The 25253-nt window shown below is 64.0% G+C and carries 19 protein-coding genes; 7 read left to right on the top strand and 12 right to left on the bottom strand.

Going from position 1 to position 25253, the window contains the following annotated elements:
* Nucleotides 1–85: 85 nt before the first annotated feature.
* Nucleotides 86–574 (bottom strand): MarR family winged helix-turn-helix transcriptional regulator, encoded by a 489-nt coding sequence (locus KJQ96_RS04785; RefSeq protein ID WP_213285562.1) that lies wholly within the window; start codon nucleotides 572–574, stop codon nucleotides 86–88.
* Nucleotides 575–696: 122 nt separating this feature from the next.
* Between KJQ96_RS04785 and gstA the strand changes: the two genes are divergently transcribed.
* A complete protein-coding gene (gene gstA / locus KJQ96_RS04780; protein ID WP_213285561.1) occupies nucleotides 697–1311 on the top strand; it encodes a glutathione transferase GstA in 615 nt (204 codons plus the stop codon).
* A gap of 221 nt (nucleotides 1312–1532) precedes the next feature.
* Here the strand turns inward: gstA and KJQ96_RS04775 are convergent, their stop codons facing one another.
* From KJQ96_RS04775 to KJQ96_RS04760, 4 genes are all read right to left on the bottom strand, one after another.
* Nucleotides 1533–3746: an FAD-dependent oxidoreductase gene (locus KJQ96_RS04775; RefSeq protein ID WP_213285560.1), complete on the bottom strand. Its 2214-nt coding sequence runs from the start codon at nucleotides 3744–3746 to the stop codon at nucleotides 1533–1535.
* Nucleotides 3747–3899: 153 nt separating this feature from the next.
* On the bottom strand, nucleotides 3900–5108 hold the full coding sequence (locus KJQ96_RS04770; protein ID WP_213285559.1) for an acetyl-CoA C-acetyltransferase: 1209 nt from the start codon (nucleotides 5106–5108) through the stop codon (nucleotides 3900–3902).
* Between the two features lie 63 nt (nucleotides 5109–5171).
* On the bottom strand, nucleotides 5172–6962 hold the full coding sequence (locus KJQ96_RS04765) for an acyl-CoA dehydrogenase C-terminal domain-containing protein (RefSeq protein ID WP_213285558.1): 1791 nt from the start codon (nucleotides 6960–6962) through the stop codon (nucleotides 5172–5174).
* 189 nt (nucleotides 6963–7151) lie between these two features.
* Nucleotides 7152–7538, bottom strand: a complete 387-nt coding sequence (locus KJQ96_RS04760) for a nuclear transport factor 2 family protein (RefSeq protein WP_213285557.1) — start codon at nucleotides 7536–7538, stop codon at nucleotides 7152–7154.
* Between the two features lie 124 nt (nucleotides 7539–7662).
* Here KJQ96_RS04760 and KJQ96_RS04755 point away from each other — a divergent pair, with 124 nt between their 5' ends.
* The 5 genes from KJQ96_RS04755 to KJQ96_RS04735 all read left to right on the top strand — a co-directional run bounded on the left by KJQ96_RS04755 (nucleotide 7663) and on the right by KJQ96_RS04735 (nucleotide 14810).
* A complete protein-coding gene (locus KJQ96_RS04755) occupies nucleotides 7663–8259 on the top strand; it encodes a PadR family transcriptional regulator (RefSeq protein WP_213285556.1) in 597 nt (198 codons plus the stop codon).
* A gap of 186 nt (nucleotides 8260–8445) precedes the next feature.
* Nucleotides 8446–11814, top strand: coding sequence for a tetratricopeptide repeat protein (locus tag KJQ96_RS04750; protein WP_213285555.1), 3369 nt, complete (start codon nucleotides 8446–8448; stop codon nucleotides 11812–11814).
* A gap of 349 nt (nucleotides 11815–12163) precedes the next feature.
* The gene (locus KJQ96_RS04745; protein WP_309142366.1) at nucleotides 12164–12823 is read left to right on the top strand and encodes a hypothetical protein; all 660 of its coding nucleotides are present in this window, start codon (nucleotides 12164–12166) and stop codon (nucleotides 12821–12823) included.
* A gap of 281 nt (nucleotides 12824–13104) precedes the next feature.
* Nucleotides 13105–14031, top strand: coding sequence for a sulfite exporter TauE/SafE family protein (locus tag KJQ96_RS04740; RefSeq protein WP_213285553.1), 927 nt, complete (start codon nucleotides 13105–13107; stop codon nucleotides 14029–14031).
* The gene (locus KJQ96_RS04735; protein WP_213285552.1) at nucleotides 14028–14810 is read left to right on the top strand and encodes a TIGR02186 family protein; all 783 of its coding nucleotides are present in this window, start codon (nucleotides 14028–14030) and stop codon (nucleotides 14808–14810) included. The genes KJQ96_RS04740 and KJQ96_RS04735 overlap by 4 nt, the downstream gene beginning before the upstream one ends.
* A gap of 117 nt (nucleotides 14811–14927) precedes the next feature.
* On the opposite strand, the gene KJQ96_RS04730 is transcribed toward KJQ96_RS04735, so the two are convergent.
* From KJQ96_RS04730 to KJQ96_RS04720, 3 genes are all read right to left on the bottom strand, one after another.
* Nucleotides 14928–16286: an NRAMP family divalent metal transporter gene (locus KJQ96_RS04730; RefSeq protein WP_213285551.1), complete on the bottom strand. Its 1359-nt coding sequence runs from the start codon at nucleotides 16284–16286 to the stop codon at nucleotides 14928–14930.
* An 84-nt stretch (nucleotides 16287–16370) separates the two neighbouring features.
* On the bottom strand, nucleotides 16371–17153 hold the full coding sequence (locus KJQ96_RS04725) for an MBL fold metallo-hydrolase (RefSeq protein WP_213285550.1): 783 nt from the start codon (nucleotides 17151–17153) through the stop codon (nucleotides 16371–16373).
* A gap of 15 nt (nucleotides 17154–17168) precedes the next feature.
* Nucleotides 17169–18089, bottom strand: a complete 921-nt coding sequence (locus KJQ96_RS04720; protein ID WP_213285549.1) for a DMT family transporter — start codon at nucleotides 18087–18089, stop codon at nucleotides 17169–17171.
* Nucleotides 18090–18186: 97 nt separating this feature from the next.
* Between KJQ96_RS04720 and KJQ96_RS04715 the strand changes: the two genes are divergently transcribed.
* Entirely contained in the window at nucleotides 18187–19050 is an 864-nt protein-coding gene (locus KJQ96_RS04715) for a LysR family transcriptional regulator (protein ID WP_213285548.1), read from the top strand.
* A 214-nt stretch (nucleotides 19051–19264) separates the two neighbouring features.
* Here the strand turns inward: KJQ96_RS04715 and pdeM are convergent, their stop codons facing one another.
* From pdeM to KJQ96_RS04695, 4 genes are all read right to left on the bottom strand, one after another.
* Nucleotides 19265–19936 (bottom strand): ligase-associated DNA damage response endonuclease PdeM, encoded by a 672-nt coding sequence (pdeM, locus tag KJQ96_RS04710; protein ID WP_213285547.1) that lies wholly within the window; start codon nucleotides 19934–19936, stop codon nucleotides 19265–19267.
* Between the two features lie 51 nt (nucleotides 19937–19987).
* Entirely contained in the window at nucleotides 19988–22669 is a 2682-nt protein-coding gene (locus tag KJQ96_RS04705; protein ID WP_213285546.1) for a ligase-associated DNA damage response DEXH box helicase, read from the bottom strand.
* A 183-nt stretch (nucleotides 22670–22852) separates the two neighbouring features.
* Entirely contained in the window at nucleotides 22853–24082 is a 1230-nt protein-coding gene (locus tag KJQ96_RS04700; RefSeq protein WP_213285545.1) for an ABC transporter substrate-binding protein, read from the bottom strand.
* Between the two features lie 107 nt (nucleotides 24083–24189).
* On the bottom strand, nucleotides 24190–25116 hold the full coding sequence (locus KJQ96_RS04695; RefSeq protein ID WP_213285544.1) for a class I SAM-dependent methyltransferase: 927 nt from the start codon (nucleotides 25114–25116) through the stop codon (nucleotides 24190–24192).
* Nucleotides 25117–25253: the final 137 nt, after the last annotated feature.

The following is a 25253-nucleotide window of genomic DNA, read 5'->3' as shown; positions in this document are numbered from 1 at the left end:
GATATCTGGCGATTCGACCGAACGCGCCGTGTGGCTGAAGGGGTGCGGACGGTGGCGTCCGCACCAACGAAACGTATCAAAGATGTCATCGCGCCGGCACGCTGTCGCGGGCAGCGGCCGCCTTGACGTCGGAGCACGAGCAGCCCAGCCGGTCGAGCAGACCGCAAAGCTTCATGGCGTCGGCATCGGACAGTTTGGAGCCGACGTGCTTTTCGATCGCGGCCGAATAGGCGCCCCACATCTTCTTCTGCAACTCGCGCCCGGCTTCGGTGATTTCCACGAACTGGCCGCGCTTGTCGATCTTGCATTCGCGCCGCGCCGCCAAGCCCTCGTCCACCAGGCGGTCGATCAGCCGCGAGGTGGAATATTGCGGGATCAGCATCTGCTTTTCCAGCTCTACCGGGCGCATCTCGCCGGACGGGGCGCGCGACAGTTCCAACAGCGCATCATACCAGGCCAGCGGCGGAAACCCCGCTTTCTTCAAATCCTGTTCGACGGCATCGAGCACCCGGCTCTGCACCCGCATCAGGCGGATCCAGGCGGCGGTCGCCTCGGTCGATGGTTTGCGTTTCATAGCCTAATCCGTATCTGTCACACATCAGTGTACCGCACTAAATGCAGGTGCATCAATCTTGACTATTCCATGCAGATGCATTTAGTCAGCCCGCCAACAATTGCGAGGGAAGGAAAAATCCAATGAAACTGTATTATTCCCCGGGCGCCTGTTCGCTGTCCCCCCATATCGCGCTTCTCGAGGCCGATCTGCCCTACGACCTGGTCAAGGTCGACCTGCGCGCCAAGAAGCTGGAGAATGGTGACGACTTTTTGAAGGTCAACCCGAAGGGCCAGGTGCCGGCCCTCGCCCTCGATTCGGGCGAACTGGTCACCGAAGGGCCGATTATCGTCCAGATGATCGCCGACAAGGCGGGCAAGAACCTGGCGCCGCCCCGCGATTCGGACGAGCGCTACAAGCTGCTGGAATGGCTGAACTACATCACGACCGAGCTGCACAAGAATCTCGGACCGATGTTCTCACCTCTGCTCGCCGACGACGCCAAGGCGTTTTTCAAGGACCGCGTGATGAGCAAGTTCAAGTACCTCGAAACGGCGCTTGCCGGGCGCGACTACCTGATGGGCAAGCAATTCACCGTAGCCGACGGCTATCTGTTCACCATGCTGATGTGGGCGACCGACCGGTTGAAGTTCGATCTCTCCGATATGCCGAACCTTCTTGCCTACAAGGCCCGCGTCGGTGCGCGCCCGAAGGTCCAGGAGGCGATGACCAAGGAAGGGCTGCTGAAGGCGGCGTGAACGCTCCACGGATTGCGGAAAAAGCGAAAGGGCCGGATCGTCGATCCGGCCCTTTTTGTTTGTTGCGGAATATCTCCACATCGTCGTCCCTGCGAACGCAGGGACCCATACCGCGTAATCTATCGAGTGAGCGCTGAACGCAGGTACTCCTGAACCAATCACCGCCTGTGGTTATGGGTCCCTGCGTTCGCAGGGACGACGACGCATTTCTACTCCGCGGCTTACGCCGCCTGCTTCTTCGGCGGGAAGCGGCCGTAGAAGGTCTCGCCGCTCGCCGCCATATCTTCGAGGAGCTTCGGCGGGGTGAAGCGGGAGCCGTATTTGGCCTCCAGCTTGTGGCAGAGCTCGACAAACTTCCGCGTGCCCATGAAGTCGATATAGGACAGCGTGCCGCCGGTGAACGGCGCGAAGCCGAAGCCCAAGATCGAGCCGACATCGGCCTCGCGCGGGTCGGTGATGACGTGGTCCTCCACTGTGCGCGCGGCCTCCACCGCCTGCACCACCAGGAAGCGCTGCTTCAATTCCTCGATATCAATCGTATCGGGATCGAGCTGCTTGGGCTGCAGCGCAGATAGTCCCGGCCACAGGCTCTTCTGACCCTTGCCCTTCTCGGGGTAATCGTAAAAGCCCTTGGCATTCTTGCGCCCCAGGCGGCCCTGCTTCTCGACCAACTCCACCATCAGCTTCTTCTGGTCGGGGTTGATGGCGTTGGGGCCGAGATCGGCCTCGGTCGCCTTGATGACCTTCAGGCCGAGGTCGAGGGCGACTTCATCCGACAGCGACAGCGGACCGACCGGCATGCCGGCCATCTTGGCGCAGTTCTCGATCATCGCCGGCGGCACGCCTTCGAGGAACATCTCGTTGCCTTCGGCGATGTAACGGCCGACGCAACGGTTGGCGTAGAAGCCGCGGGAATCGTTCACGACGATCGGCGTCTTGCCGATGACGCGCACATAATCAAGTGCGGCGGCGAGCGCGATATCGCCGGTGTTCTTGCCGAGAATGATCTCGACCAGCATCATCTTCTCGACCGGCGAGAAGAAATGGATGCCGATGAACTTGCCCTGCTCCTTGAAGCTTTCGGCCAGCGAGGTGATCGGAAGCGTCGAGGTGTTGGACGCGAAGATCGCGTCAGGCTTGAGATATTGCTGCGCCTTGGCGAAGGTTTCCGCCTTGACCTTGCGGTCCTCGAACACCGCCTCGATGACGAGGTCGCAATCTCCTAGCGCTGCGTAATCCGCTGATGGCGTGATGCGCGCCAGCAGCGCGTCGCGATCGCCTGCCTTGGCGCGGCCCTTGGCGATCTGCTCGTCGATCACCTTCTGCGCATGAGCCTTGCCCTTGTCGGCGCTTTCCTGGTCGCGATCGATCAGGACGACGTCGAGGCCAGCGCGGGCCGAGACGTAGCCGACGCTGGCGCCCATGAAGCCGGCGCCGATCACGGCGATCTTCTTCACCTTGGTCGGCGGCACGTTCGCAGGCCGCCGCGCGCCCTTGTTCAGTTCCTGCATCGACAGGAACAGGCTGCGAATCATCGCGGCGGCTTCCTTGGAGCGCAGCACTTGCGTGAAGTAGCGCGACTCGACGCGGAGCGCGGCGTCGATCGGCAACTGCAGCCCCTCATAGACGCAGCTCATGATGGCGCGCGCCGCCGGATAATTGTCGTAGGTCTCGCGGCGGTAGATCGCATTCCCCGCCGGGAACATCATCATGCCGGCCTTGGAGAACACCGGTCCGCCCGGCAGCTTGAAGCTCTTCTCGTCCCAGGGCGCGACCGCCTTGCCGCCGCCCTTGATCCAGTCCTTCGCCGCCTTGATCAGGTCGGAAGCCGGCACGATGGCGTGGATCAGGTTCAGCGACTTGGCCTTCTCCAGGGTGACCGGGTCGCCCTTGAGCAGGATCGTCATCGCATCCTGCGGCGGTACCAGGCGCGGCACGCGCTGGGTGCCGCCGGCGCCGGGGAACAGGCCGACCTTCACCTCGGGCAGGCCGAGCCGCGTCTTGGGATTTTCAGCCGCAACGCGGTAGTGGCAGGACAGCGTCACCTCAAAACCGCCGCCGAGCGCCAGCCCGTTGATTGCGGCCGCCCATGGCTTGCCGCAGGTTTCGATGCCGCGCAGCACCAGCGAAAAGCGCCGGCTCTGGTCGAACAGCATCTGGTTGGCCTCAACCTCGCCCTTTTCCTTGAAGACTTTCGCGTATTCCTTGTTCATGCCCTCAAGCATGGAAAGATCGGCACCGGCGCAGAACGCTTCCTTGGCGGAGGTGATGACAACGCCCTTTACCGCGGCGTCCGCCGTGGTCTGTTTCAGGATCTCCTCGAGCTCGGTGGTCGAGGTTTCATCGAGCACGTTCATCGAACGTCCCGGAATGTCCCAGGTGACGAGCGCAATGCCGTCGGCGTCGGTCTCTAGCTTGAAATTCTTGAAGGCCATGTCGTTGCTCCCTCGGTGCCGGCAGCCGATGTCGGGCGCGGCGGTTGTGTCTGTGATCTCGTAGGGTGGGCAAAGCGAAGCGTGCCCACCAGTCCTTGCGGAGTATGTAATGGTGGGCACGGCGCAAGAGCGCCTTTGCCCACCCTACGGCAGTTACACCCGTTCGATGATCGTGGCGGTCCCCATGCCGCCGCCGATGCACAACGTCACCAGCGCGGTCGATTTGTTGGTGCGCTCCAACTCGTCGAGTACGGTGCCGAGGATCATGGCGCCCGTCGCGCCGAGCGGATGACCGAGCGCAATCGCGCCGCCATTGACGTTGATCTTCGCATTATCGATCTCGAACGCCTGCATGTAGCGCAGCACCACCGAAGCAAAGGCCTCGTTGAGCTCGAACAGGTCGATGTCCGACTTCTTCATACCGGAACGCTCGAACAGCTTCTCGGTGACGTCGACCGGGCCGGTCAGCATCATCGCGGGCTCCGAGCCGATATTGGCGAAGGCACGGATTTTTGCGCGCGGCTTCAGGCCGTGTTTCGCGCCCACTTCCTTGCTGCCGAGCAGCACCGCGCCGGCGCCATCGACGATGCCGGAAGAGTTGCCGGCATGGTGGACGTAATTGACGCGTTCGATTTCGGGGTGCGACTGGATCGCGACCGCATCGAAGCCCCCCATCTGCCCGACGACGGTGAACGACGGCTGCAGTTGCGCCAGCGACTGCATGGTCGTGGTCGGGCGCATGTGCTCATCCTTGGCGAGGATGGTGAGGCCGTTGACGTCCTTCACCGGAACCACGGACTTGTTGAAGCGACCCTCGTCCCAGGCCTTGGCGGCGCGCTGCTGGCTCTGCACGGCATAGGCGTCGACGTCGTCGCGCGAAAAGCCGTATTTCGTCGCAATCAAATCGGCCGAGACGCCCTGCGGCATGAAATAGGCCGGCACCGCCATCGACGGGTCCATCGGCCAGGCGCCGCCGGACGCGCCGATGCCGACGCGGCTCATCGATTCGGCGCCGCCGCCGATCACGAGTTCATGCTGGCCGGCCATGATCTGGGCGGCGGCAAAATTCACGGCGTCGAGGCCGGAGGCGCAGAACCGGCTGATCTGCACGCCGGGGACGCTTTCGCCGAGGCCCGCCTTCAACGCCGCGAAGCGCGCGATGTCGCTGCCGGCTTCGCCGACCGGATCGACCACGCCGAGAATGACGTCGTCGACGACGTCTTCAGCGAGGTTGTTGCGCTCCTTCAGCGCCTGCAGTGGCACGGTGGCAAGCGCCAGCGCCGTGACCTCGTGCAGCGCGCCATCGGGCTTGCCGCGGCCGCGCGGGGTGCGAACGTGATCGTAGATATATGCCTTAGGCATGACGCCCTCCTGGTATGAGGATCATAATATTATAGGCAGATCGAACGGGAAACGGCGAAAAAATCAGAAGGCTTCCGCCGCCAATTCCATGGTGGTCGCACAACCGGACTGAATGCGGGCAAGGTGGACGTGAGTTTCCGGTAGCATCCGCTCCATGAAGAAGCGGCCGGTCACCAGTTTGGTCGTCAGATAGGGCGTGGCGTCATCAGCCGCAATCTTGTCCTGCGCCACCTTCGCCATCCGCGCCCACATGTAGCCGAAGGCGACGAGGCCGAACAATTGCATGTAGTCGGTGGCGGCGGCACCGGCATTGTCGGGTTTGGTCAGCGCGTTCTGCATCAGCCAGCCGGTGGCCTGCTGCAGATGGCCGAGCGCGGTCGAGAGCGGCGCGACGAACGGCTTCATCGCCTCATTGCCGCCGTGCTCCTTGGCAAAGCCTGCGACCTCGGCAAAGAACGCCATCACGGCGCGGCCGCCATTCCGCGGCAGCTTGCGGCCGACCAGGTCGAGCGCCTGGATGCCGTTGGCGCCCTCATAGAGCATGGCGATGCGCGCGTCGCGAACGAACTGCTCCATGCCGTGCTCGGCGATGTAACCGTGGCCGCCATACATCTGCTGCGCCAGCACCGAGTTGGAGAAGCCGACGTCGGTCATCACGCCCTTCATGACCGGGGTCATCAGACCCATATGGTCGTCGGCGGCCTCTCGATCCTTCGGATCGGAAGAGCGGTGGGCGACGTCGCTCTTCAACGCGGTCCACACCACCATGGCGCGCGCCGCCTCGTTGAAGGCGCGGATGGTGAGCAGCACGCGGCGAACATCAGGGTGCACGATGATCGGGTCGGCCGGTTTCTCAGGCTCCTTGGCGCCCGTGAGGGAGCGGCCCTGCAGGCGCTCGCGCGCATAGGCGACGGCGTTTTGATAGGCGACTTCGGACTGCGCGAGACCCTGCACGGCGACGCCGAGGCGGGCCTCGTTCATCATCACGAACATGCCCTGCATGCCCTTGTTCTCTTCGCCGATCAGCCAGCCGGTGGCGTTGTCGTAATTCATCACACAGGTCGAATTGCCGTGGATGCCCATCTTGTGCTCGATCGAGCCGCAGGACACGCCGTTACGCTGCCCGAGCGAACCGTCGGCGTTGACGAGGAATTTCGGCACCACGAACAGCGACACGCCCTTGATGCCGGCGGGAGCGCCTTCGATGCGCGCCAGCACCAGATGGATGATGTTCTCGGCGAGGTCATGCTCGCCGGACGAGATGAATATCTTGGTGCCCGTAATCTTGTAGCTGCCGTCGGCCTGCTTCACCGCCTTGCTGCGCAACAGGCCGAGATCCGTGCCGCATTGCGGCTCGGTGAGGTTCATGGTGCCGGTCCACTGACCCGCCACCATCTTCGGCACGAACATCTTCTTCTGTTCGGGCTTGCCGTGCACCAGAAGCGCAGCCGTCGCGCCCATGGTCAGGCCGCCATACATCGAGAACGCCATATTGGCCGCGCTCTGGAATTCGGTGACCACCTGGCTCAGCGTCACCGGCAGCCCCTGCCCGCCATATTCCGCCGGCGCCGACAGACCGAGCCAGCCGCCTTCGGCCACCTGCTTGAAGGCTTCCTTGAATCCCTTCGGCGTCGTCACCGAGCCGTCGTCATGCCGCTTGCAGCCTTCGAGATCGCCGACACGGTTGAGCGGCTGCAGCACCTCTTCGGAGAGTTTTGCGGCCTCGCCCAAAATCGCCTCGCGCACATCGGCGGAGGCGTCGGTGAAACCGGGCAGATTATCGTAGCGGTCGATCTGGAACACGTCGTTGAGCAGGAAGGTGACGTCTTCCACGGGGGCTTTGTAGATCGGCATGATGTTCTCCCGGCAGGGCAGGCTTGAAAACTGGCGGCGGCGCTTGACGTAAAACTGTGCGGCGTTCCGGAAAGCGACCTTATCCGGTTCGCGATGTCCTAGGGAGTGATCAGGCCAGCAAATATCCCGACAGCCATTGCGACATAGACGGCGCCGGGGATGGTGGCGGCCTTGATCTCTCGCCCCTTGTCACTGCTTGGCGAGTTGTTCCCCCATCAAGCGGTGCAGCAGATTGATTGCCTTCAGCGGACGCACCATCACCTTGAAGTGCGTGATCTTACCGTCATCGCTGAACGTGATGATGTCGACGCCGTTGATCTTGATGCCCTCGATCTCGTTTTCGAATTCGAGGACCGCGCCGTTCGGGCTGCGCCATTCGCCTGTGTATTTGAAGCCGGGACCGCCCAGCACCTTCGCGGCGCTCGCCAGATATTTGAAGGTAATATCGCGCCCGCGCTGCGGCGTATGAACGACAGGGCTTTCAAACACCGCGTCCGGGTGCAACAGATCCCATAACGCCGCCGTGTCATGGGACTTCATGTAGCCGTACCACTTGTCGAGGCCGCTCATGGTCATCATGTCTCCTATGCGCGCGAGACGGGCTGCTGCCGGTGAATGGGTTTCTCCGGAGCTTATGCGCGTTGACGCATATGCAACTTTATGCATAATGTCAATTCACATGAAAGCTGGAGGCCGGCGCTTGGCGCTTGGTGACGCGATCCTTGCCTGTCTGACCGAACGTCCGATGACGGGCTATGAACTCGCCAAGACGTTCGACAACTCGATCGGGTTTTTCTGGAAGGCCGACCACCAGCAGATCTACCGGGAACTTACAAAGCTTCGCGACCGCGGCCACATCCAGGGCCGCGAGGTGGTGCAATCCGGCAAGCCGAACAAGCTGGTCTATACCCTCACACCGGAGGGCCGCGCTGCGCTTCGGCACTGGGCCGCGCGGCCGAGCGTTCCGGCCTCGATCAAGGACGATCTCTTGGTGCGGCTCTACGCACTGGACAGTGTCGACATCGAACCGCTCCGCACCGACCTGATGGCGCGGCTGGAGCACCACCGCGACCGCTTCGCCCGCTACGAACGCCTGCTCAACAAGCGATTCCCTGACGGCACGGCGCCGCCGGCGGATGTCGGCAAATTGCTGGGACTTCGCATTGGCCTCGCCCACGAGCGCGCCGTGGCCGAATGGTGCGAAGAGGCGATCGGGGCATTGTCGGCCCTGTCTTCCGGCGCGGAGCGGACGAACGTCGTGCCGATCGAAGACGTCAAGCGCGAAACCAACGGCTAACGCCGATTTGGCCGGCCGGTAACTTTTGGGGCCGACCGCCCCATTCCTTAACCCCTTCTTTACCGTAACGCGGAAAAGTCGGTTCCGAGGCAGGCGACCCGCGCGAAAATACGATTGTCTCTTCAGTGGGACGCGCGGGGAGGCTGATGGCGCGGGTGGGGCGCCGTAGCGGAACCGGACGAGAGCATGAATTCGCGCGTATCGTGGAGTGTTGACGGCATCGATCCATCGGTCCGCGACAGAGCCGAGGCGGCTGCGCGCCGCGCCGGCATGTCGCTGAACGAATGGCTGAATTCCACCATCGGCGAACCGACCCCGCCCAGTTTCGGCGTGCCTTCCAGTCAGCGGCCGGCGACGCCGGGCCGGCAGATCCCCGACGTGGCTGACATTCACCAGCGGCTGGATTCGATCACCAAACAGATCGAGCAGATTTCGCGGCCGGCAGCCCGCGGCGAAGCCGCTCATGGCGAGCCGACGGTGGCCCGCCAGCTCAACGAGGCCATTTCGCGCCTCGACGCGCGGCTGTCGCAGATTTCGAATCCCGTGCCGGCGCGCCAGGCCCAGATGCAGGAAAGGCAGCGTCAGACCGATTTGGTCGAGCGTGCCGCGGCCCAGGTCTATCGCCCGGCGCCGCCGCTCAGCCCGGCCTCGATGGATTTTGCGATCGCCGAAATCGCCGCGCGCCAGAACGAACTCGATACTCCACCGCCGCGCCAGATGCCGCCGCGCAATGCCGCGCCGACGGCCTCGGCCGCCCAGCCCCATTCTGTGCAGCCCAAATCTGCGCAGCATGCCGCGCCTGCGGGGCCGGACTTTTCTTCGCTCGAACGGCACCTGATCAAGATCACGAGCCAGATCGAGGCGCTGCAACGTCCCGATCATATCGAACAGTCGATTGCGGCGTTCCGCAGCGAGCTTGCGGAAATCCGTCAGGCCATTACCGAGGCGGTGCCACGCCGGGAGATCGAATCGCTCGAGAACGAAATCCGCTCGCTGTCCCGCCGCATCGATGATAGCCGCCATAACGGCACCGACGGCCAGATGCTGGCCAACATCGAGCGCGCGCTCGGCGAAATCCGCGAAGCGTTGCGCTCGCTGACGCCGGCCGAGCAGCTCACCGGCTATGACGAGGCGATCCACAATCTCGGCGCCAAGCTCGATCTGATCCTGCGCTCGAACGACGATCCGTCGACGGTGCAACAACTCGAAAGCGCGATCGCGGCGCTGCGCGGGATCGTCTCCAACATCGCCTCCAACGACGCACTGGCCCGGCTCGCCGAGGACGTGCACGCGCTGTCGGCCAAGGTCGACCAGCTTTCCCGCTTTGACGGCAACAGCGATGCCTTCGGTATGCTTGAACAGCGCCTGGCCGCGCTGACCTCGACGCTGGAATCCCGGCAGCCGCCGGCCGCAAGCGAGAATTCGGAATATGTCGAAAACGCGCTGCGCTTGTTATCGGAGCGGCTCGACCGCATTCCGGCCGGCGACGACAATGCGTCGGCATTTGCCCATCTCGAACAGCGCGTCTCGTATCTCCTGGAGCGCCTGGAAGCCTCCAACGATCGTTCCGCCGCCGCACCCGCCATCGACCTCGGACGGGTCGAGGAAGGCCTGCACGACATTCTGCGCTCTCTCGAACGCCAGCACGCCAGCCTGGTCGCGCTGGCCGAATCCAACCGCAATTCCGGCGGTGCATCGCAGCCGGCGGACTCCGGCATCGTCGATCTGGTCAAGCGCGAATTATCCGATATCCGCTTCAGCCAGTCGGAAACCGACCGCCGCACGCAGGACTCGCTGGAGACCGTTCACAACACGCTGGGCCATGTGGTCGATCGCCTGTCGATGATCGAAGGCGATCTGCGCGGGGTTCGCGGTGCGCCGGCGACCTCAGCCGCTCCGCCTGCAACGGCCGAAACGCGCGAGGAAGCGCTCCGCCCGACCACGCCGTTGATGACCTATCCGCAGCAAACGAAACCGGAATTGCCCAACCCTGCCGCGCTGCAGGGGAATGCTCCGGAGCCCTTTGCTGCCGCGCCGCGCGAATTCCACGCCGTGCAGCCGGCCGCGCCGGTTGCGCCGCCGCTACCACCGCGCGCGATCAGCGAAATCCTGGAGCCGCATGCGGCCGCACCGCGCACCGCGATCGCGCCGGAATTGCCGCCGGATCACCCGCTCGAGCCCGGCACGCGGCCGCCGCCGCGCGTCGCTTCGCCATCGGAACGGATCGCCGCTTCCGAAAACGCGATCAGCGAGATTGCTTCCGCACCGAAGGAGCCGGTCAGCTCATCGAGCTTCATTGCTGCCGCGCGCCGCGCCGCGCAGGCCGCGGCCGCCGCGCCCCCGCCCGAGAAAGCCGGACGTTCGGCTGCGAAGGCCGTATCGAAGGACAAGGGCGGCGACAAGGCCAAGGCTGGCGACAAGAACGCCTCGAACATTTCCTCCAAGGTCCGCTCGCTGCTGGTGGGCGCGAGCGTGGTCGTGATCGTGCTCGGCACTTTCAAGATGGTGATGACGCTGCTGGATACCGGCAGCGTGCTGCAACTGCCGATGACGGAGCAGCCTAGAGAGCCGGCCCCACCGGCGCAGGCCCCCGCACCCTCGGAGAGCAGCGCCAGGCCCGCACCCGCAATCCCTGCGCCGCAGGCGCCCTCGATGATCTCGCCGACGCCGGTCGAGAAGCAATCGAACAATTCTTCCGCACCGAACACGCTGGATAGCGCGCGGGTCGCAGCTCCGCCGCAGGCCACGGCATCTCCGGTTACGGCCAGCGATATCACCGGCGCGATCCAGGCCATGCCGGCCGCCGGCGGCAAGCTTGCGATGATCGCGGTGCCGCCGAGTGAGCGGTTGCCTGATGCTATCGGCGGCCCGGTGCTGCGCGCCGCCGCGCTGAAGGGCGATCCGGCCGCGGCTTACGAGGTCGGCGTGCGCTTTGCCGAAGGCAAGGGCGTCGCCCCGAACCTCGACGAGGCCGCAAAATGGTACGACCGCGCGGCGCAGGCCGGCGTGGTGCCCGCGCTGTTTCGGCTCGGCACCTTCTACGAGAAGGGCATGAGTGTAAAAAAGGACCTGGATATCGCGCGGCGTTACTATCTGCAGGCGGCCGAGCGCGGCAGCGCCAAGGCGATGCATAACCTGGCCGTGCTCGACGCCGATGGCGGCGGCAAGGGTGCCAATTACAAGAGCGCGTCGATCTGGTTCCGCAAAGCCGCCGATCGCGGCGTCGCCGACAGCCAGTTCAACCTCGGCATCCTTTATGCCCGCGGCATCGGTGTCGAACAGAACCTCGCCGAATCCTTCAAATGGTTCAGCCTCGCAGCCGCCCAGGGCGATGCGGATGCCGGCCGCAAGCGCGACGACGTTGCCAAACGCCTCGACGCCCAGTCGCTGGCAGCGGCCAAGCTTGCGATCCAGACCTTCACCGTCGAGCCGCAGCCCGACGAGGCCGTAAACGTAGCGTCACCCGCCGGCGGCTGGGATTCGGCCCCCGCACCTGCCACGGGCAAGCCCGCCGCCAAACCGGTTGCGACCAAGCGCACTGCCGCCGCTCACTAGAGCCATTTCGGTTCTGATTGAATCAGAACCGGGGCTCTAGGTTTTTGTTTTGACCCGTTTTCTTGACGCGAACCGGTGTCCAATTCGCTCGAAAACGCTCTAAGCGCTTGCCGCCGGCATCGCCGCCATATCCTCGGCCATAAATTCGTATTAGTGCTTCTGGTCAGCCTGATCCTGAACGGATCCGGGTTGCAAAGAGGATCGATTGTCGGCCGACGACAGCCAGAACGGGGAAAATCGCCTCCGCCGCTCGCCGACGGGCCCTGCGGTTGCGCCACCGCGCCTCCCGCCCGGTCAGGCACCGGCGCCACCGCCTCAGCCACCCCGGCGCCAATGGCAGTTTTGGACGGTGGCGATCTTCATCCTGCTGGTTGCCGGCGTCTGCATTCGCGCCTACCGGGATCTGTCGCAACCAGAGGCCTGGCACTACTGGAAGGACCAGTACGTCTCGCCAAGCCTGACATCCCAGGTGATCGATACGCTCCACCTCGACGGTTCGAGCCAGGGGCGCCGCGCCCTGTTCGTCAGCGGCACGATCGGCCCCGCCGCGGCGAGCTGGTTTCGCGGCAGGCTGGACCAGGCCAACCTCGCCCCCGGTGACATCGTCCTGTTGGCTTCCCCCGGCGGTGATTTGAACCAGGCGGTGATCATGGGCGAGATCATCCGATCGCGGGGGCTAGCAACCGCTGTCGGCAGCGCCGACGCTGCGGGCCGCATCAAGCCCGGTTACTGCGCCAGCGCCTGCGTGCTGGCCTATGCCGGAGGCAAGACCCGCTTCGGCGTATTGGGCTCGGCATTGGGCGTTCATCGGTTTGTCACGACCAGGCCCTTGGGCGATCCCGTCGCAGAGGCCCAGCGGATATCGGGCGCGGTGTTGGGCTACATGACCAAAATGGGGGTCTCATCCTCGATCGTGGAAGCGATGTCCGAGACCAGGGACATTCGCTGGCTCAGCCCCAAGCAGGCGCTGGCGATGAACCTCGTCACCGACCCGCTCGGAACGCCCTGAGCGGCCGAGTGCCGGCCCCACGAACCGACTGGCTTTTTCGGATTTGTAACAGCGTTTCAACGTGCTGAGACACGCGCGCGTACGGCAAAAATTTGCCTTGCCGGGCATTTTTAGTCCCTCACGCTGCCGAATTCAGTTATGCAAAGGCGCGGGAACCGGCCCTGCGCACGCAAAGGTGCATGCGCGAACCGGATTTCCCACTGCCGGCAAATACAAGACAAACCATGCCCTGAGCGGCCCCTCGGCCGTCTCTTGCGGCAAAGCGACAAAAGCAGACGCGCGTGCAGCTCTACCTCCCGATCGCCGACATTCCGGTCAACGTTTTCCTCATCCTGGCGATGGGCGCGGCGGTCGGGTTCGTCTCCGGCATGTTCGGGATCGGCGGCGGCTTCCTGATGACGCCGCTGTTGATCTTCGTCGGCATTGCACCCGCGGTCGCGGTCGCCTCGGTCGCCAGTCACATCGCGGCGTCCTCGTTCTCCGGCGCGATCTCCTACTGGCGGCGGCGCGCCATCGATCCGGTCCTGGCGGTGGTGCTGCTGAGCGGCGGCAGTTTGGGCACGGCGCTGGGGGTCTGGACCTTCACGCTGCTGCGCTCGCTCGGTCAGCTCGATCTCATGATCGCGACGTCTTACGTGATCCTGCTGACCACCGTCGGCGCCCTGATGTTCTGGGAAGGCCTGCGGGCGCTGCTCAGGGCCCGCCGCGGCGGTCCGGTCACCACGCGCCGCCCGGGCAGCCATGTCTGGATTCATGGCCTGCCGTTGAAGATGCGCTTCAAGCGCTCGAAAATCTATCTGTCCGTCATTCCGGTCGTCGTGATCGGCCTGGCCATTGGCTTCATCGGTGCCGTGATGGGGATCGGCGGCGGTTTCATCCTGGTGCCGCTGTTGATCTATGTGCTGCGGGTGCCGACCTCGACCGTGATCGGTACCTCGATGGTGCTCACCCTGGTCACGATGGTGTTCGCCACCATGTTGCATGCGGTCACCAATCATCTGGTCGATGCGGTGCTGGCGCTGATCCTGATGGTCGGCGGCGTCACCGGCGCCCAGTTCGGTGCCCGCGCGGGGCAGAAAATCCGCGGCGAACATTTGCGGCTGCTGCTCGGGCTACTGGTTCTCGCCGTGGGCATTCGTTTCGCCGTTGAACTGGTGATCCGGCCCGAGGATCTCTTCACCGTGCGGGAAACAGGAGTGACGGGATGACCGCACGCCTCGCCCGCACGCTCGGATGGCTTGCGCTGGCCGCGGTGCTCGCGGCGTCGCCGGTTCGGGCCGAACGCCTAATCGTTTCGGTATCGAACCATCGCGTCACCGTGACGCCGAACTATTCCGGCGAGGAGCTGGTGCTGTTCGGTTCGGTCGAGAAGGACGCCACCACGCCGGCCAATCGCAGCTACGATCTCGTGGTAACGGTTGCCGGCCCGCGCGCCGACATGGTGACGCGCCGCAAGGAGCGCCGGTTCGGGATCTGGATCAACACCGACTCCCGGCAGTTCCTCCAGGTGCCGACCTACCTGGCGCTGTTTTCCAACCGCCCGTTCGACGCCATCGCCTCGCCCGAGGTGCAGCGGCGGCAGCAGCTCGGGCTGAACAACGTGCTGCTCACCCAGCGCGTCGGGCCCGACTATGCCGACGTCGTGCCGGACGATGCGTTCCGCAGCGCCTTCGTGCGGCTGCGCAAGCAGCACGGCCTCTATCGCGAGGAGACCTCGGCGGTGACGTTCCTGACGCCGACGCTGTTCCGCACCGGCATTCCGCTGCCTGCGGAAGTGCCGATCGGTCTCTACAATGTAGAGATCAAGCTGTTCGCCGAAGGCGCGCTGGTGGCCAAGACCGACACGGCGTTTGAAATCGTGAAAGTCGGCTTTGAACAGTTCGTCGCGACAACCGCGCGCCAGAACGGGTTTGTCTATGGGCTCGTCACTGCGTTCATGGCGCTGATGACGGGATGGATGGCATCGATCGTGTTCCGGAAAGATTGAGGGGCGTTCCCCGGATGCTGCGCAGCACGAAGTGATGCGCTGCTGGTCCGGGGTCCATCGCGGATGGGTCCCTCTCTGCGGTGCACCGCTTTGCGTTGCACCGCGTCCGGGACACGATCACGACTTCCCGGCAAAAAACCCCATCCCCATCGCGACGACGCTGAGCAGCATCGCCGCGGTGGACAGCCATCCCAGCCAATAGAGTGGACCCTTGATGACGTAGCGGTCCATCACGTCCCTGCGGCGGGCCATGAGCATCAGCAGCACCATCACCGGCACGGCGAGCACGCCGTTGATGACCGCGCTCCAATACAGCGCCGAGATCGGGTTGATCGGCGTGAAGTTCAACGCGATGCCTATGCCAGCCGAGAGCGCCAGCACCGCGTAGAACGCGGCGGCGGCCTTGGGCTTGCGCGCGAGCCCGACCGGCCATCGCCGTCCCTCCCCGACGGCATAGGCGGCGGCGCCGGCGAGCACCGGAATTGCCAGCAATCCGGTGCCGACGATGCCGAGCGCAAAAATCGTTTCAGCGAACGCGCCGGCGATCGGACGCAGGGCTTCGGCGGCGTCCGCCGAGCTCTGGATATCCGTCTTTCCGGCCGCATGCAGCGTCGCCGCGGCGGTTACGATGATCGACAATGCGATCAGGTTGGAGAACGCCATACCGACGATGGTGTCGGCGCGAATACGATTGAATTCCTGCTGCGCGCCGTAATGCTTTTCGACCAGCGGCCGCTTCGCCTTGTCGACGCGCTGGTCCTCGGCTTCCTGCGAGGCTTGCCAGAAGAACAGATACGGCGAGATCGTGGTGCCAAGAATCGCGACGATGGTTGTAAAATATTCCAGGCTCCAGGCCGGGCGCGGAATGAGAATGCCGGCAAGCGCGTCGCTCCACGAAACTTTTGCAAAAGCGAGCGCGGCAACGTAGGCGAATAGGCTGAGCGTTAGCCATTTCAACACCGACACGTAACGTTTGTAGTCGAGGAAGATCTGCGCCGCGACCGAGGTCACGCCGAACACCAATACATAGAAGATGCTATGGCCACCGATTAGCAGTTTGGTGGCGTCCGCCATGGCGCCGAGATCGGCGCCGATGTTGATCGTATTGGCGATGAACAGCATCGCCACCACCACGTTGAGCAGCCATGGCGAATAATGCCGGCTCACGTTGCCCGCGATTCCATGGCCGGTGACGCGGCCGACTCGCGCGGAGATTTCCTGGATCGCCGCCATCAGCGGAAACGTCAGCAGCATGGTCCAGCCGATGCCGTAACCGAGCTGTGCGCCGGCCTGGCTATAGGTGCCGATTCCCGACGGATCGTCGTCGGACGCGCCGGTGATCAGGCCCGGCCCGAGCGCTTTCAGCGCATCACGGAAGCGAAACGAACGACGTGCCTTGGCCCGCGCTGCCGGTTTATTATTTCCGGTGCCCGCATGCGCGTGGTGCTTCCGATGCGACTTGTTGCGAACTGACATGCCAAGGGTCCAGCCCCGGCGACAACGTATCTAACGGGAACAGGTTCCAGATCACGAGCTCGTCCGTTGCCTCCTGGTGGTCCGTCACGCGGCGCCTAGCGGCTCGATAACCGTCGCTACACCCGGCTCTAGAATTCGCAACCGCGGTCCAAAGCCTAGCGTGTCGAAGGTGGCGCGCAGATCGTTCGCACTCTGGCGGAAATGTTTCCACCCTTCCGTATGTACGGGCACGATCACCGCATCCGGGAATGCGCGCGCGGTCTCGATCGTATCGTTGGTGTCCATCGTGATGTGGAAGGGGCCGCGGGTTTGCGCCGCGCCCGCGAACGGCAGCACCACGCCGGCCTTGAACCGCCTCGCCACTTCAGCAACGCCTTCGTACCAAACGGTGTCGCCCCTGATGTAGATCGGACGGCTGCCCGGCCTGCTCGAGGAAACCACGAAGCCGATCACGTCGCCCGCGAGTGGTTCGATTCCCGCCGGGCCGTGACGCGCCGGCGTCGCGGTGATGGTCAGCGAATGACCGTTCCTGCCGGTCAGTTCGGTCGATGCCCACGGCGCAAAGCCTTCGGCGTGGCCGCCGAGCCGCTTTGCGCCAACCTCCGTCGTCAGCACGCGCTTGGCGGATTTGAGAAAATCGCGCCCCGAATGGTCGAGATTATCCGAGTGCTGGTCATGGCTGAGCAGCACGGCATCGACTTCGCCGATATCATGCGCGCTGACGGCGGGACCGACCAGCTTTTCCAGTTTTACATGCGGCAGTTGATAGGCGCCGGGCTCGTCGAACGTCGGATCGGTCAGCAGCCGGAAGCCGTCGACTTCGATGAGCGCCGTCGGGCCGCCGATCAGGGTGATGGTTACTGTCATGACTTGCTCCCTCTATTAAGATTGATCGGTAGCCGCAGCGGGACGTGTCACCAGATAAATGCCGAGCGCTACGGGCACGATGCCGAGCAGGTCGCGGAATTCGACGTGTTCGCCGAGCACAAGAAAGGCAAACAGCATGCCGAGCGGCGGCATCAGGAAGTGATAGGCGCTCGCGGCCGTCGCGCCGCAGACCTTCAAGAGATGAAACCAGAGCAGGTAAGCCAGGATCGATCCGCCGAGCACGAGAAAAGCGAACGCACCGGCGAGCCGCGCGCTCGGCACGATGTCACTGACGCTGGAGAGCGTGAACGCAAACGGCAGCAGCACGACGCCCGCGGCGAGATTCTGCACGCCATTGCCGACCCAGAGACTTCCTTTCGGCGCCAGCACCTTGAACAAGATGGTGCCGACGACGATCGAGGCCAGCGAGGCCAGCGTGAACAGGATGCCGTGAAAGCTATCCGTGCCGACCGACATGCGGTGCCAGACGATGAAGGCGACGCCGGAGATGCCGAGCAAAAGTCCCGTCACCTTGCGCCAGGTCAGCGCCTCGCCGAGAAACAATGCCGCAAGTACAGCAGTGAAAACCGGATTGGCGCTGACAATCAGGCCGCCGAGGCCGGCCGATACCGTCTGCAGCCCGGTGTAGCCGAGACCAAGGTAGAGCGCGTTGTTGGCGACGCCGAGGATGGCGAAGATTCCGGCGTCGCGCCAGGTCAGCGAGGACCATGCCTCGCCACGCAGCACCGTGATACCGAGGATCAAGATTCCCGCGAGCGAAAATCGCGCCGTGAGCAGGATCAGCGGTGGGCAGTCGGTGACGCCGACCTTGCCGGCGACGAAGGCAAAGCTCCAGAGCAGACAGAACAGGCCGATATAAAGCGGTAACAGATTGAGGCCGGCGCGGGGGACCGCGGCCGAAGGGGCGAGCGACATGGATAGTCTCCTTGCACCCTGATCTAGGGCCGCGCCTTGATATTTGGAAATTAAATGATAAACTGATGATCAGTGGATTTATAAATGGAGCATTCACATGCTCGATCTGGAGCTGCTGCGCAGTTTCGTTTCCGTCGTCGATGCCGGCGGCTTCACCCGCGCCGGCGAGCGCGTCCACCGCACACAATCGACCGTCAGCCAGCAGATCAAGCGTCTGGAAGACGATGTCGGCCAGCCGCTGTTGAACCGCAACGGCAAGGACGTGACGCCGACGGAGGCCGGCGAGCGGCTGTTGTCCTATGCGCGGCGACTGTTGTCGCTCGCCGAAGAAGCCCGCGATGTGGTGGCACGGCCGGAAAGCGAAGGTGCGATCAAGCTCGGCATCCCCGAGGATTTCGCCGCCTATCGTCTCGCCAAGTTGCTGGCGACGTTTTCGCGGTCGCGGCCGGGCCTGCGGCTCGATGTGCGCGCCGACCAGAGCACGTATCTCAGGCGCGACATCGAACGCGGCGATCTCGATCTGGCGCTGCTCAAGCGCGACGCCGGCGAGAAAGGCGCGATCGCGGTGTGGCCGGAGAAAGTGCATTGGGTCACCAGCAAAACCCATCCGGTCGATATCAACGCCGGCTCGGTGCCGCTGATCGGCTTTCCCGCCGGCTGCCTCTATCGTTCGCGCGCGATCCATGCGCTGGAAAGCGCCGGTCGATCCTGGCACATGGCCTATACGTCTTCTGGCCTCGCCGGCATTCAGGCCGCGGTTGCCGCAGGATTGGGATTGAGCATTCTCTCCGATATCGCGATCCAGGCCGGCCATCGCGTGCTCACGGCGAAGGACGGCTTTGCGCCGATCGACAAGACCGAGCTGGCGCTGGTGGCCTCGCCCGACGCCAGCCCCGCAACGCTGCGGCTCGCCGACCGCCTCGCCGAATTCTGCGACAGCGTCGACGCGAAGGCGGCGTAGCGATACGAGGAATCGTAGGGTGGCAAAGGCGCATTTGCGCCGGAATGTCGTCGTCCCTGCTAACGCAGGGACCCATAACCACCGGCTTCCGTTGTTGAAGAAAACCGTCGACCAGCGCACCCAAATAGTTTCCGCCGCGGCGTATGGGTCCCTGCGTTCGCAGGGACGACGAGAGAATCTGCCCACCCTACGACACCGCCGCGAATGCGATCGCTCAATAACACCGCGACGCGGCGATGGTGTGCAGCCGGCTGTCGCCGAGCACATGCGCCATCAGGCCCGGCGTCGGAAAAATCTTCGCAAACGCGGGATCGCGGATGCTCAGGCCCCCGGCATAGGCGCCGAAGGCGGGCATCACGGCGCGCTCGCCGTCACTGGCAAAGCACCTCCGCTCCATCGATCGTCCGCGGGTGGTGACGCGCGCCTTGGGATGTAGATGGCCGGCGATTTCACCCGCCGCCCCCGTCGGCTCATGGCGGAACACGATCGGCCCGATCGCGACTTCGTTCGCCACCGGGCCGCCGAGGTCGCCCGGCAGGGCCGGATCGTGATTGCCCGATATCCAGATCCAGTCGCGCCGCGCCTGCATCGCTGACAGCGCGTGGCGGTCCGGCGCCGACAGCCGCCGATGCGCGTCGCGATCGTGAAAACTGTCGCCGAGCGCAATCACCATGCGCGGGTCGTGCCGGGCAATGACGGCGGCGAGCCGACTCAGCGTCGCCACCGTATCATAAGGCGGCAGCAGCACGCCGCGCGCGGCGAAGCTGGAGCCTTTTTCCAGATGCAGATCGGAGACGACAAGCAGGCGCTGCTCCTGCCAGAACAGCGCGCCGGAGAGGTCGGCGCGGAACGTCACGTCGGCAACCATGACCTTCGAGGCGCGCATCTGTTGATCGTCTCCCGAAGACTGCGCCCCTGCCGTCACGTGCCTTCCCGCTTATCCCATCGCCTCTTTGACGAGTTCATCGGCGGCCTCCGCCAGCAACTCGTCCCCTGCTTCGCCATAAACTGACTCGCGGCCGATTTCCAGCATCACGGGGACTGCCAGCGGCGAAACGTGTTCGAGTTCCCGATGGCTGATTCGGCCGTGAATACGCGAGAGCATATCACCCAGACGCTTGAGATCGAGCAGGCCTGTTGCGGCATCGGCGCGCGCGGCGCGCAACAGCACGTGGTCGGCCTGATGCTTGCGCAACACGTCGTAGATCAGATCGGTCGAGAACAGCACCTGGCGGCGGGATTTCTCCTCGCCGGTGAAGCGCCGCGCGATCAGGCCGGAGATGATGGCGCAGGTGCGGAAGGTACGCTTCATCAACGCAGATTCGGCGAGCCACGCCTCGAGGTCGTCGCCCAGCATGTCCGGATCGAACAGCGCATTGAGATCGAGCTTGCCGTGCCGGATCATGAACGACATATCGCCGAGGCCCCATACGGCCAGTGCATACTCGTTGGCGACGAAGCCGAGCGGCCGCACCCGCGCCCGCTCCATCCGCCGCGTCAAGAGCATGCCGAGCGTCTGGTGCGCCAGCCGGCCCTCGAAGGGGTAGCAGACGAGATAATGCTTGTTGCCGCGGGGAAAGGTCTCGATCAGCAGTTCTTGCACCGCCGGCACACGGGAAAAATCCCTTTGCAGCGAGAGCCAGTCGCGTACCTGATCGGGCAGCGCATTCCACGCGCGGCGGTCGTCGAGCAATTTGCGCACCCGCTCGGCGAGATAGGTCGAAAGCGGAAACTTGCCGCCCATATAGGACGGCACTTTCGCGTCCTTGTCGTTGGCGCGCGAGACATAGACGACGTCCTCGGCGAGCGCCTCGTAGCGCACGACTTCACCGCCGAACACAAACGTGTCGCCGATCACGAGGCCTTCGATAAAGGCTTCCTCGATTTCGCCCAGCATTCGCCCGCCGCGGCCGAGCGCACCAGTCGAACCGGCCCCGCCGCTGCGCGAGCGAACCAGGCGGACCTTCAGCATGGTCTCTTCGACGATGGTGCCGACGTTGAGGCGATAGCTCTGCCGCACTTTTGGATTGGCGACGCGCCAGCGACCCTGCTTGTCCTGCTTGATGCGAGCGAAACGCTCGTAGGTCTTCAGCGCATAGCCGCCGGTGGCGACGAAATCGACGACATCGTCGAAATCGGTTCGCGTCAGCAAGGAATAAGGCGCCGACGTCAGGACTTCCGCATAGAGATCATCTGAAAAAAACGGCTCGCCGCAGGCGCAGCCGAGGACGTGCTGCGCCAGCACATCGAGCGCGCCGGTGCGGAGCGGTGGCGTATCCTGCGCATTTTCGGCGATGGCATCGATTGCGACGCGGCACTCCAGCACCTCGAAACGATTCGCTGGGATCAGGACCGCGCGCGAAGCTTCGTCGATACGGTGATTGGCGCGGCCGATTCTTTGCATCAGCCGCGAAGATCCCTTCGGTGCGCCGACATTGATGACCAGATCGACGTCACCCCAGTCGACGCCAAGGTCGAGCGACGACGTGCAGACCACGCCGCGCAGCTTTCCCGCCGCCATCGCGTCCTCGACCTTGCGGCGCTGCGCGACGTCGAGCGAGCCGTGATGCAGCGCAATCGCGAGACCATCGTCGTTCATGCGCCAGAATTCCTGGAACAGCATTTCAGCCTGGCTGCGGGTGTTGACGAAGATCAGCGTGGTCTTGTTGCGCCGGATCAGATCATACATTTCCCCGAGCGCATGGCGCGCGGTATGGCCGGCCCAAGGCAGCCGCTCCTTGGTGTCGAGCATCTCGACGATGGGCGCCGCCGCGCCGCCGGCCACGACGATATCGGCTGACACGTCCTTGCCGTCGTGCTGCGGCATCAGAAACCGCGCCAGCGATTCCGGCTCGGCCACCGTCGCGGATAGTCCGATCGCGCGCATCTCCGGCGCCAGGCGCCACAACCGCGCCAGGCCAAGCGACAACAGATCGCCGCGCTTCGAGGTGACGAGCGCATGCAGTTCGTCGAGCACAATGCGCTTGAGGGAGGAGAATAGAAACGGCGCATCGTCCGACGACAGCAGCAGTGCCAATTGTTCCGGCGTGGTCAGCAGAACATCCGGCGGATAACGCCGCTGCCGTTGCCGCCGCGACACCGGCGTATCGCCGGTGCGGGTCTCGACCTTGATCGGCAACCCCATCTCGGCAATCGGCGTCTCCAGATTGCGCGCGATGTCTACTGCGAGCGCTTTCAGCGGCGAGATGTAGAGGGTGTGGAGACCGCCGGTGCGTTTGACGCTGCGGCCGGTGGAGATGAGGTTGGAGCGAGTTTGCAGCTCAAGCCCCCTCCCCCTGAAAGGGGGAGGGTTAGGGTGGGGGTCAGCCGCTTGCTCCGTATTCGCGGCTGACCCCCACCCGTCGCGCTCAGGCGCGCGCCGACCTCCCCCTTTCAGGGGGAGGTTGGAAGATGCCGCACTCAACTCCACCAATGTCGGCAAAAATCCGGCGAGCGTCTTGCCGGCGCCGGTCGGCGCGATCAAGAGCGCCGAGCGATCATCACGGGCCTTTGCCAGCAGCGCCAATTGATGCTCGCGCGGCGACCAGCCCCGCGCGGCGAACCAGCGCCGGAAGCGGTCGGGCAGCAACGCAGCCGTTTCAAGCGGCGTGAGGGGCAAGGGATCGGGCGACGGCACACCAGGAGAAGTAGGCCGTTGGAGCGGGTTCGTCGAGGGCTAGAGCCGCTAGCGCGGTCGTTCCGGGGCGCGCAAAGCGCGAACCTCAGATGCGCAATTGCGCATCGGGGAACCTCGAGATTCCGGGTTCGATGCTCCGCATCGCCCCGGAATGACCGTCTGCTCTCACTCCGTCACCGGCTTGTCGGAGATATCCCAGTCCTTGCCGTTGAAGATGGAGATGTAGAGCGTCTTCATCGGTGTGTAATCCTCCGGCGTGTAGCTATAGGTCACGCCGTCCAGCATGTAGGGGGAATGGAAGCCCGCCAGCGTCGTGGCCTGCTTCAGAACGTTGGCGCGGGTGAGTTCGTCGCCGCAACGGCGCAGGATCTCCGCCATCGCCACCACCTGGCCGTAACCGGCAAAGGCGATCGTGTTATCGGGGTCGACATTGGGCAGGTACTTCTTGCGCAGCTCCTCGAATGCCATCACGTCCGGGTCCTTCTCGAAGCGCGGCACGCCGACTTCCTTGGCGTAGCGGATGGCAACAATGCCGGTCGCGTTCTCGAAGCCGGCGGCACTGAGAATCGAACGGCCCGTCGATCCCGCCGACAACAGATGCAGCGGCTTCCAGCCGAGTTCAGCGACTTTCCGGATCGACTGCGATGACGCCTTACCGGTCGAGATGTTGTAGAAAACATCCGCGCCGGATTTCGAGAGATTGATGATCTGCGAATCGATCGTCGGTTCGGTCAGATCGTAGGTCTGCTCCGTGATCACCTTGGCGGTGCCGCCGGCATCGGCCAGCACCTTCTTGAAGGGCGTCAGAAAATCTCGGCCGAAATCATCGTTCTGATAGAGGATGCCGACCTTCGCGTTCGGCTTCACGCTTACGACATGCTTGGCGAGAATGCGCGCTTCGGTCGGATAGAGCGGCAGGCCCGCCATGGTCCATTTGAAGTTCTTCGGATCGTTCCATTTCGACGCGCCGGTATTGAGCAGGAGCTGCGGCACGCCTTTCGAATTGAGATATTTATGCACCGCCGTCTGCGGCGCGGTGCCGAGCGAGCCGTACAGCGCCAGCACTTCCTCCTGCTCGACCAGCCGCCGCGTCGCCTCGACGCATTTCGGCGCGCTGTAACCATCGTCCATGGAGAAGAATTTCACCTTGCGTCCGTTGATGCCGCCCTTCTCATTCAGCATCTGAAAATAGGCTTCACCGACGCGACCCAGCACGCCATAGAGCGAGCCGGGACCGGAATGCGGCACGGTCTGGCCGATCTTGATTTCGGTGTCACTGGCGCCCGGATCGTATTTTTTTTCGGCGGCCCAGACAAACGGCGCGGGCAGCGTTGACGCAAAAGCGGTAGCGAGCGCGGTCGCGCCGAATTCACGGCGAGTCTGTTTCTTGTTCATTGTGGTTTCTCCCTTATGGGAGCTTTGATCAGGCATTCCGGTGTCCCTGGCAATAGCTGACATGTCGCACGCAATCCCGTCATTCGCGGTGTGCGTAGCGCCTAGACTCAAGTTTTCGCGGCGACGACGACCAGGCCAGGAACCGGCGCATGATCCTCGTTGCGGGCAGATAATTCTTCGAGGCGGGATAACTGCAGGCCGGACCCCTCGACTGCCCCGCGCACGTAACCCGCGGCGTGCGCGTAGCGGAGGCCATGCCCGAGCCTGACCCCTTCACCGTCATGGGTTTCCGTGGTGAAGGCGATGAGACCGCCCGGCACCAACACGCGCGCTGCTTCAGCCAGCACGGGAGCGATGTCGGCGACATAAACCATCGCGTCCGCGGCAAGGATCAGGTCGGCGCTGGCCTCCCTCCTCGCGCGCAGGCCCTGCAGCATGTCCGCGACCTCCAGCTCCGCATAGAGGCCAGTGGCACGCGCCCGCTCGACCATGCGCGGCGACAGATCGACGCCGATGAAATGATCGACTTCCCTGGCAAACGCCGACGCCGCCAGCCCGGTGCCGCAGCCGAGGTCGATCGCTCGCTTGAAGAATGCCGGCTTGCGCTCGGCTGATCGCACCGCCAGCACCGCCTTGAACAACAGTGCCGGACCGCGATAACCGAGATCGCCCACCAGCGAGGATTCAAATCGCGGCGCATATTGATCGAACAGCGTTTGCACATAGGCCTGCGGCATGCCGGCCAATGGTTCGGCGCCGAGCCGCATCAACCTAAGTCCGGCGCCACGGCGGTCGCCGGGATCGCTGGCCTGGGCCTGGCGAAACGCCGAGATCGCCGCGTCATGCTCGCCGAGTTGCTCGCGGATATCGGCGAGCGTGAACCAGGCGGAGGTGAAATTCGGCGCCAGTTCGATCGCCTGCATCAGCAGATCGGCGGCGGCCGCCAGATCGCCTTTCAATTGCAGATCGCGCGCGAATTCGAACCTGCGGTCGGCCATCAGATCGCCGGAAGAGAGAAACAGGCGGGCAGGCATGGGTTCCGAAACTTGTCATTGCCCAGGCTTGCCGGCTTCGCTGAAGCTACGCCGGCCGAGCGCATGCTTGGCCCGGCGAAGCCTTGGCGGAGCCGGGACCCGGCGATTCATCAAAAAATAGATTCTTCAAAAGATGG

The sequence above is a fragment of the Bradyrhizobium sp. sGM-13 genome, from assembly GCF_018398875.1.
Classification (GTDB): domain Bacteria; phylum Pseudomonadota; class Alphaproteobacteria; order Rhizobiales; family Xanthobacteraceae; genus Bradyrhizobium.
Note: the sequence above shows the minus strand (reverse complement) of the source record. Positions and strands in the feature narration are given on the sequence as shown.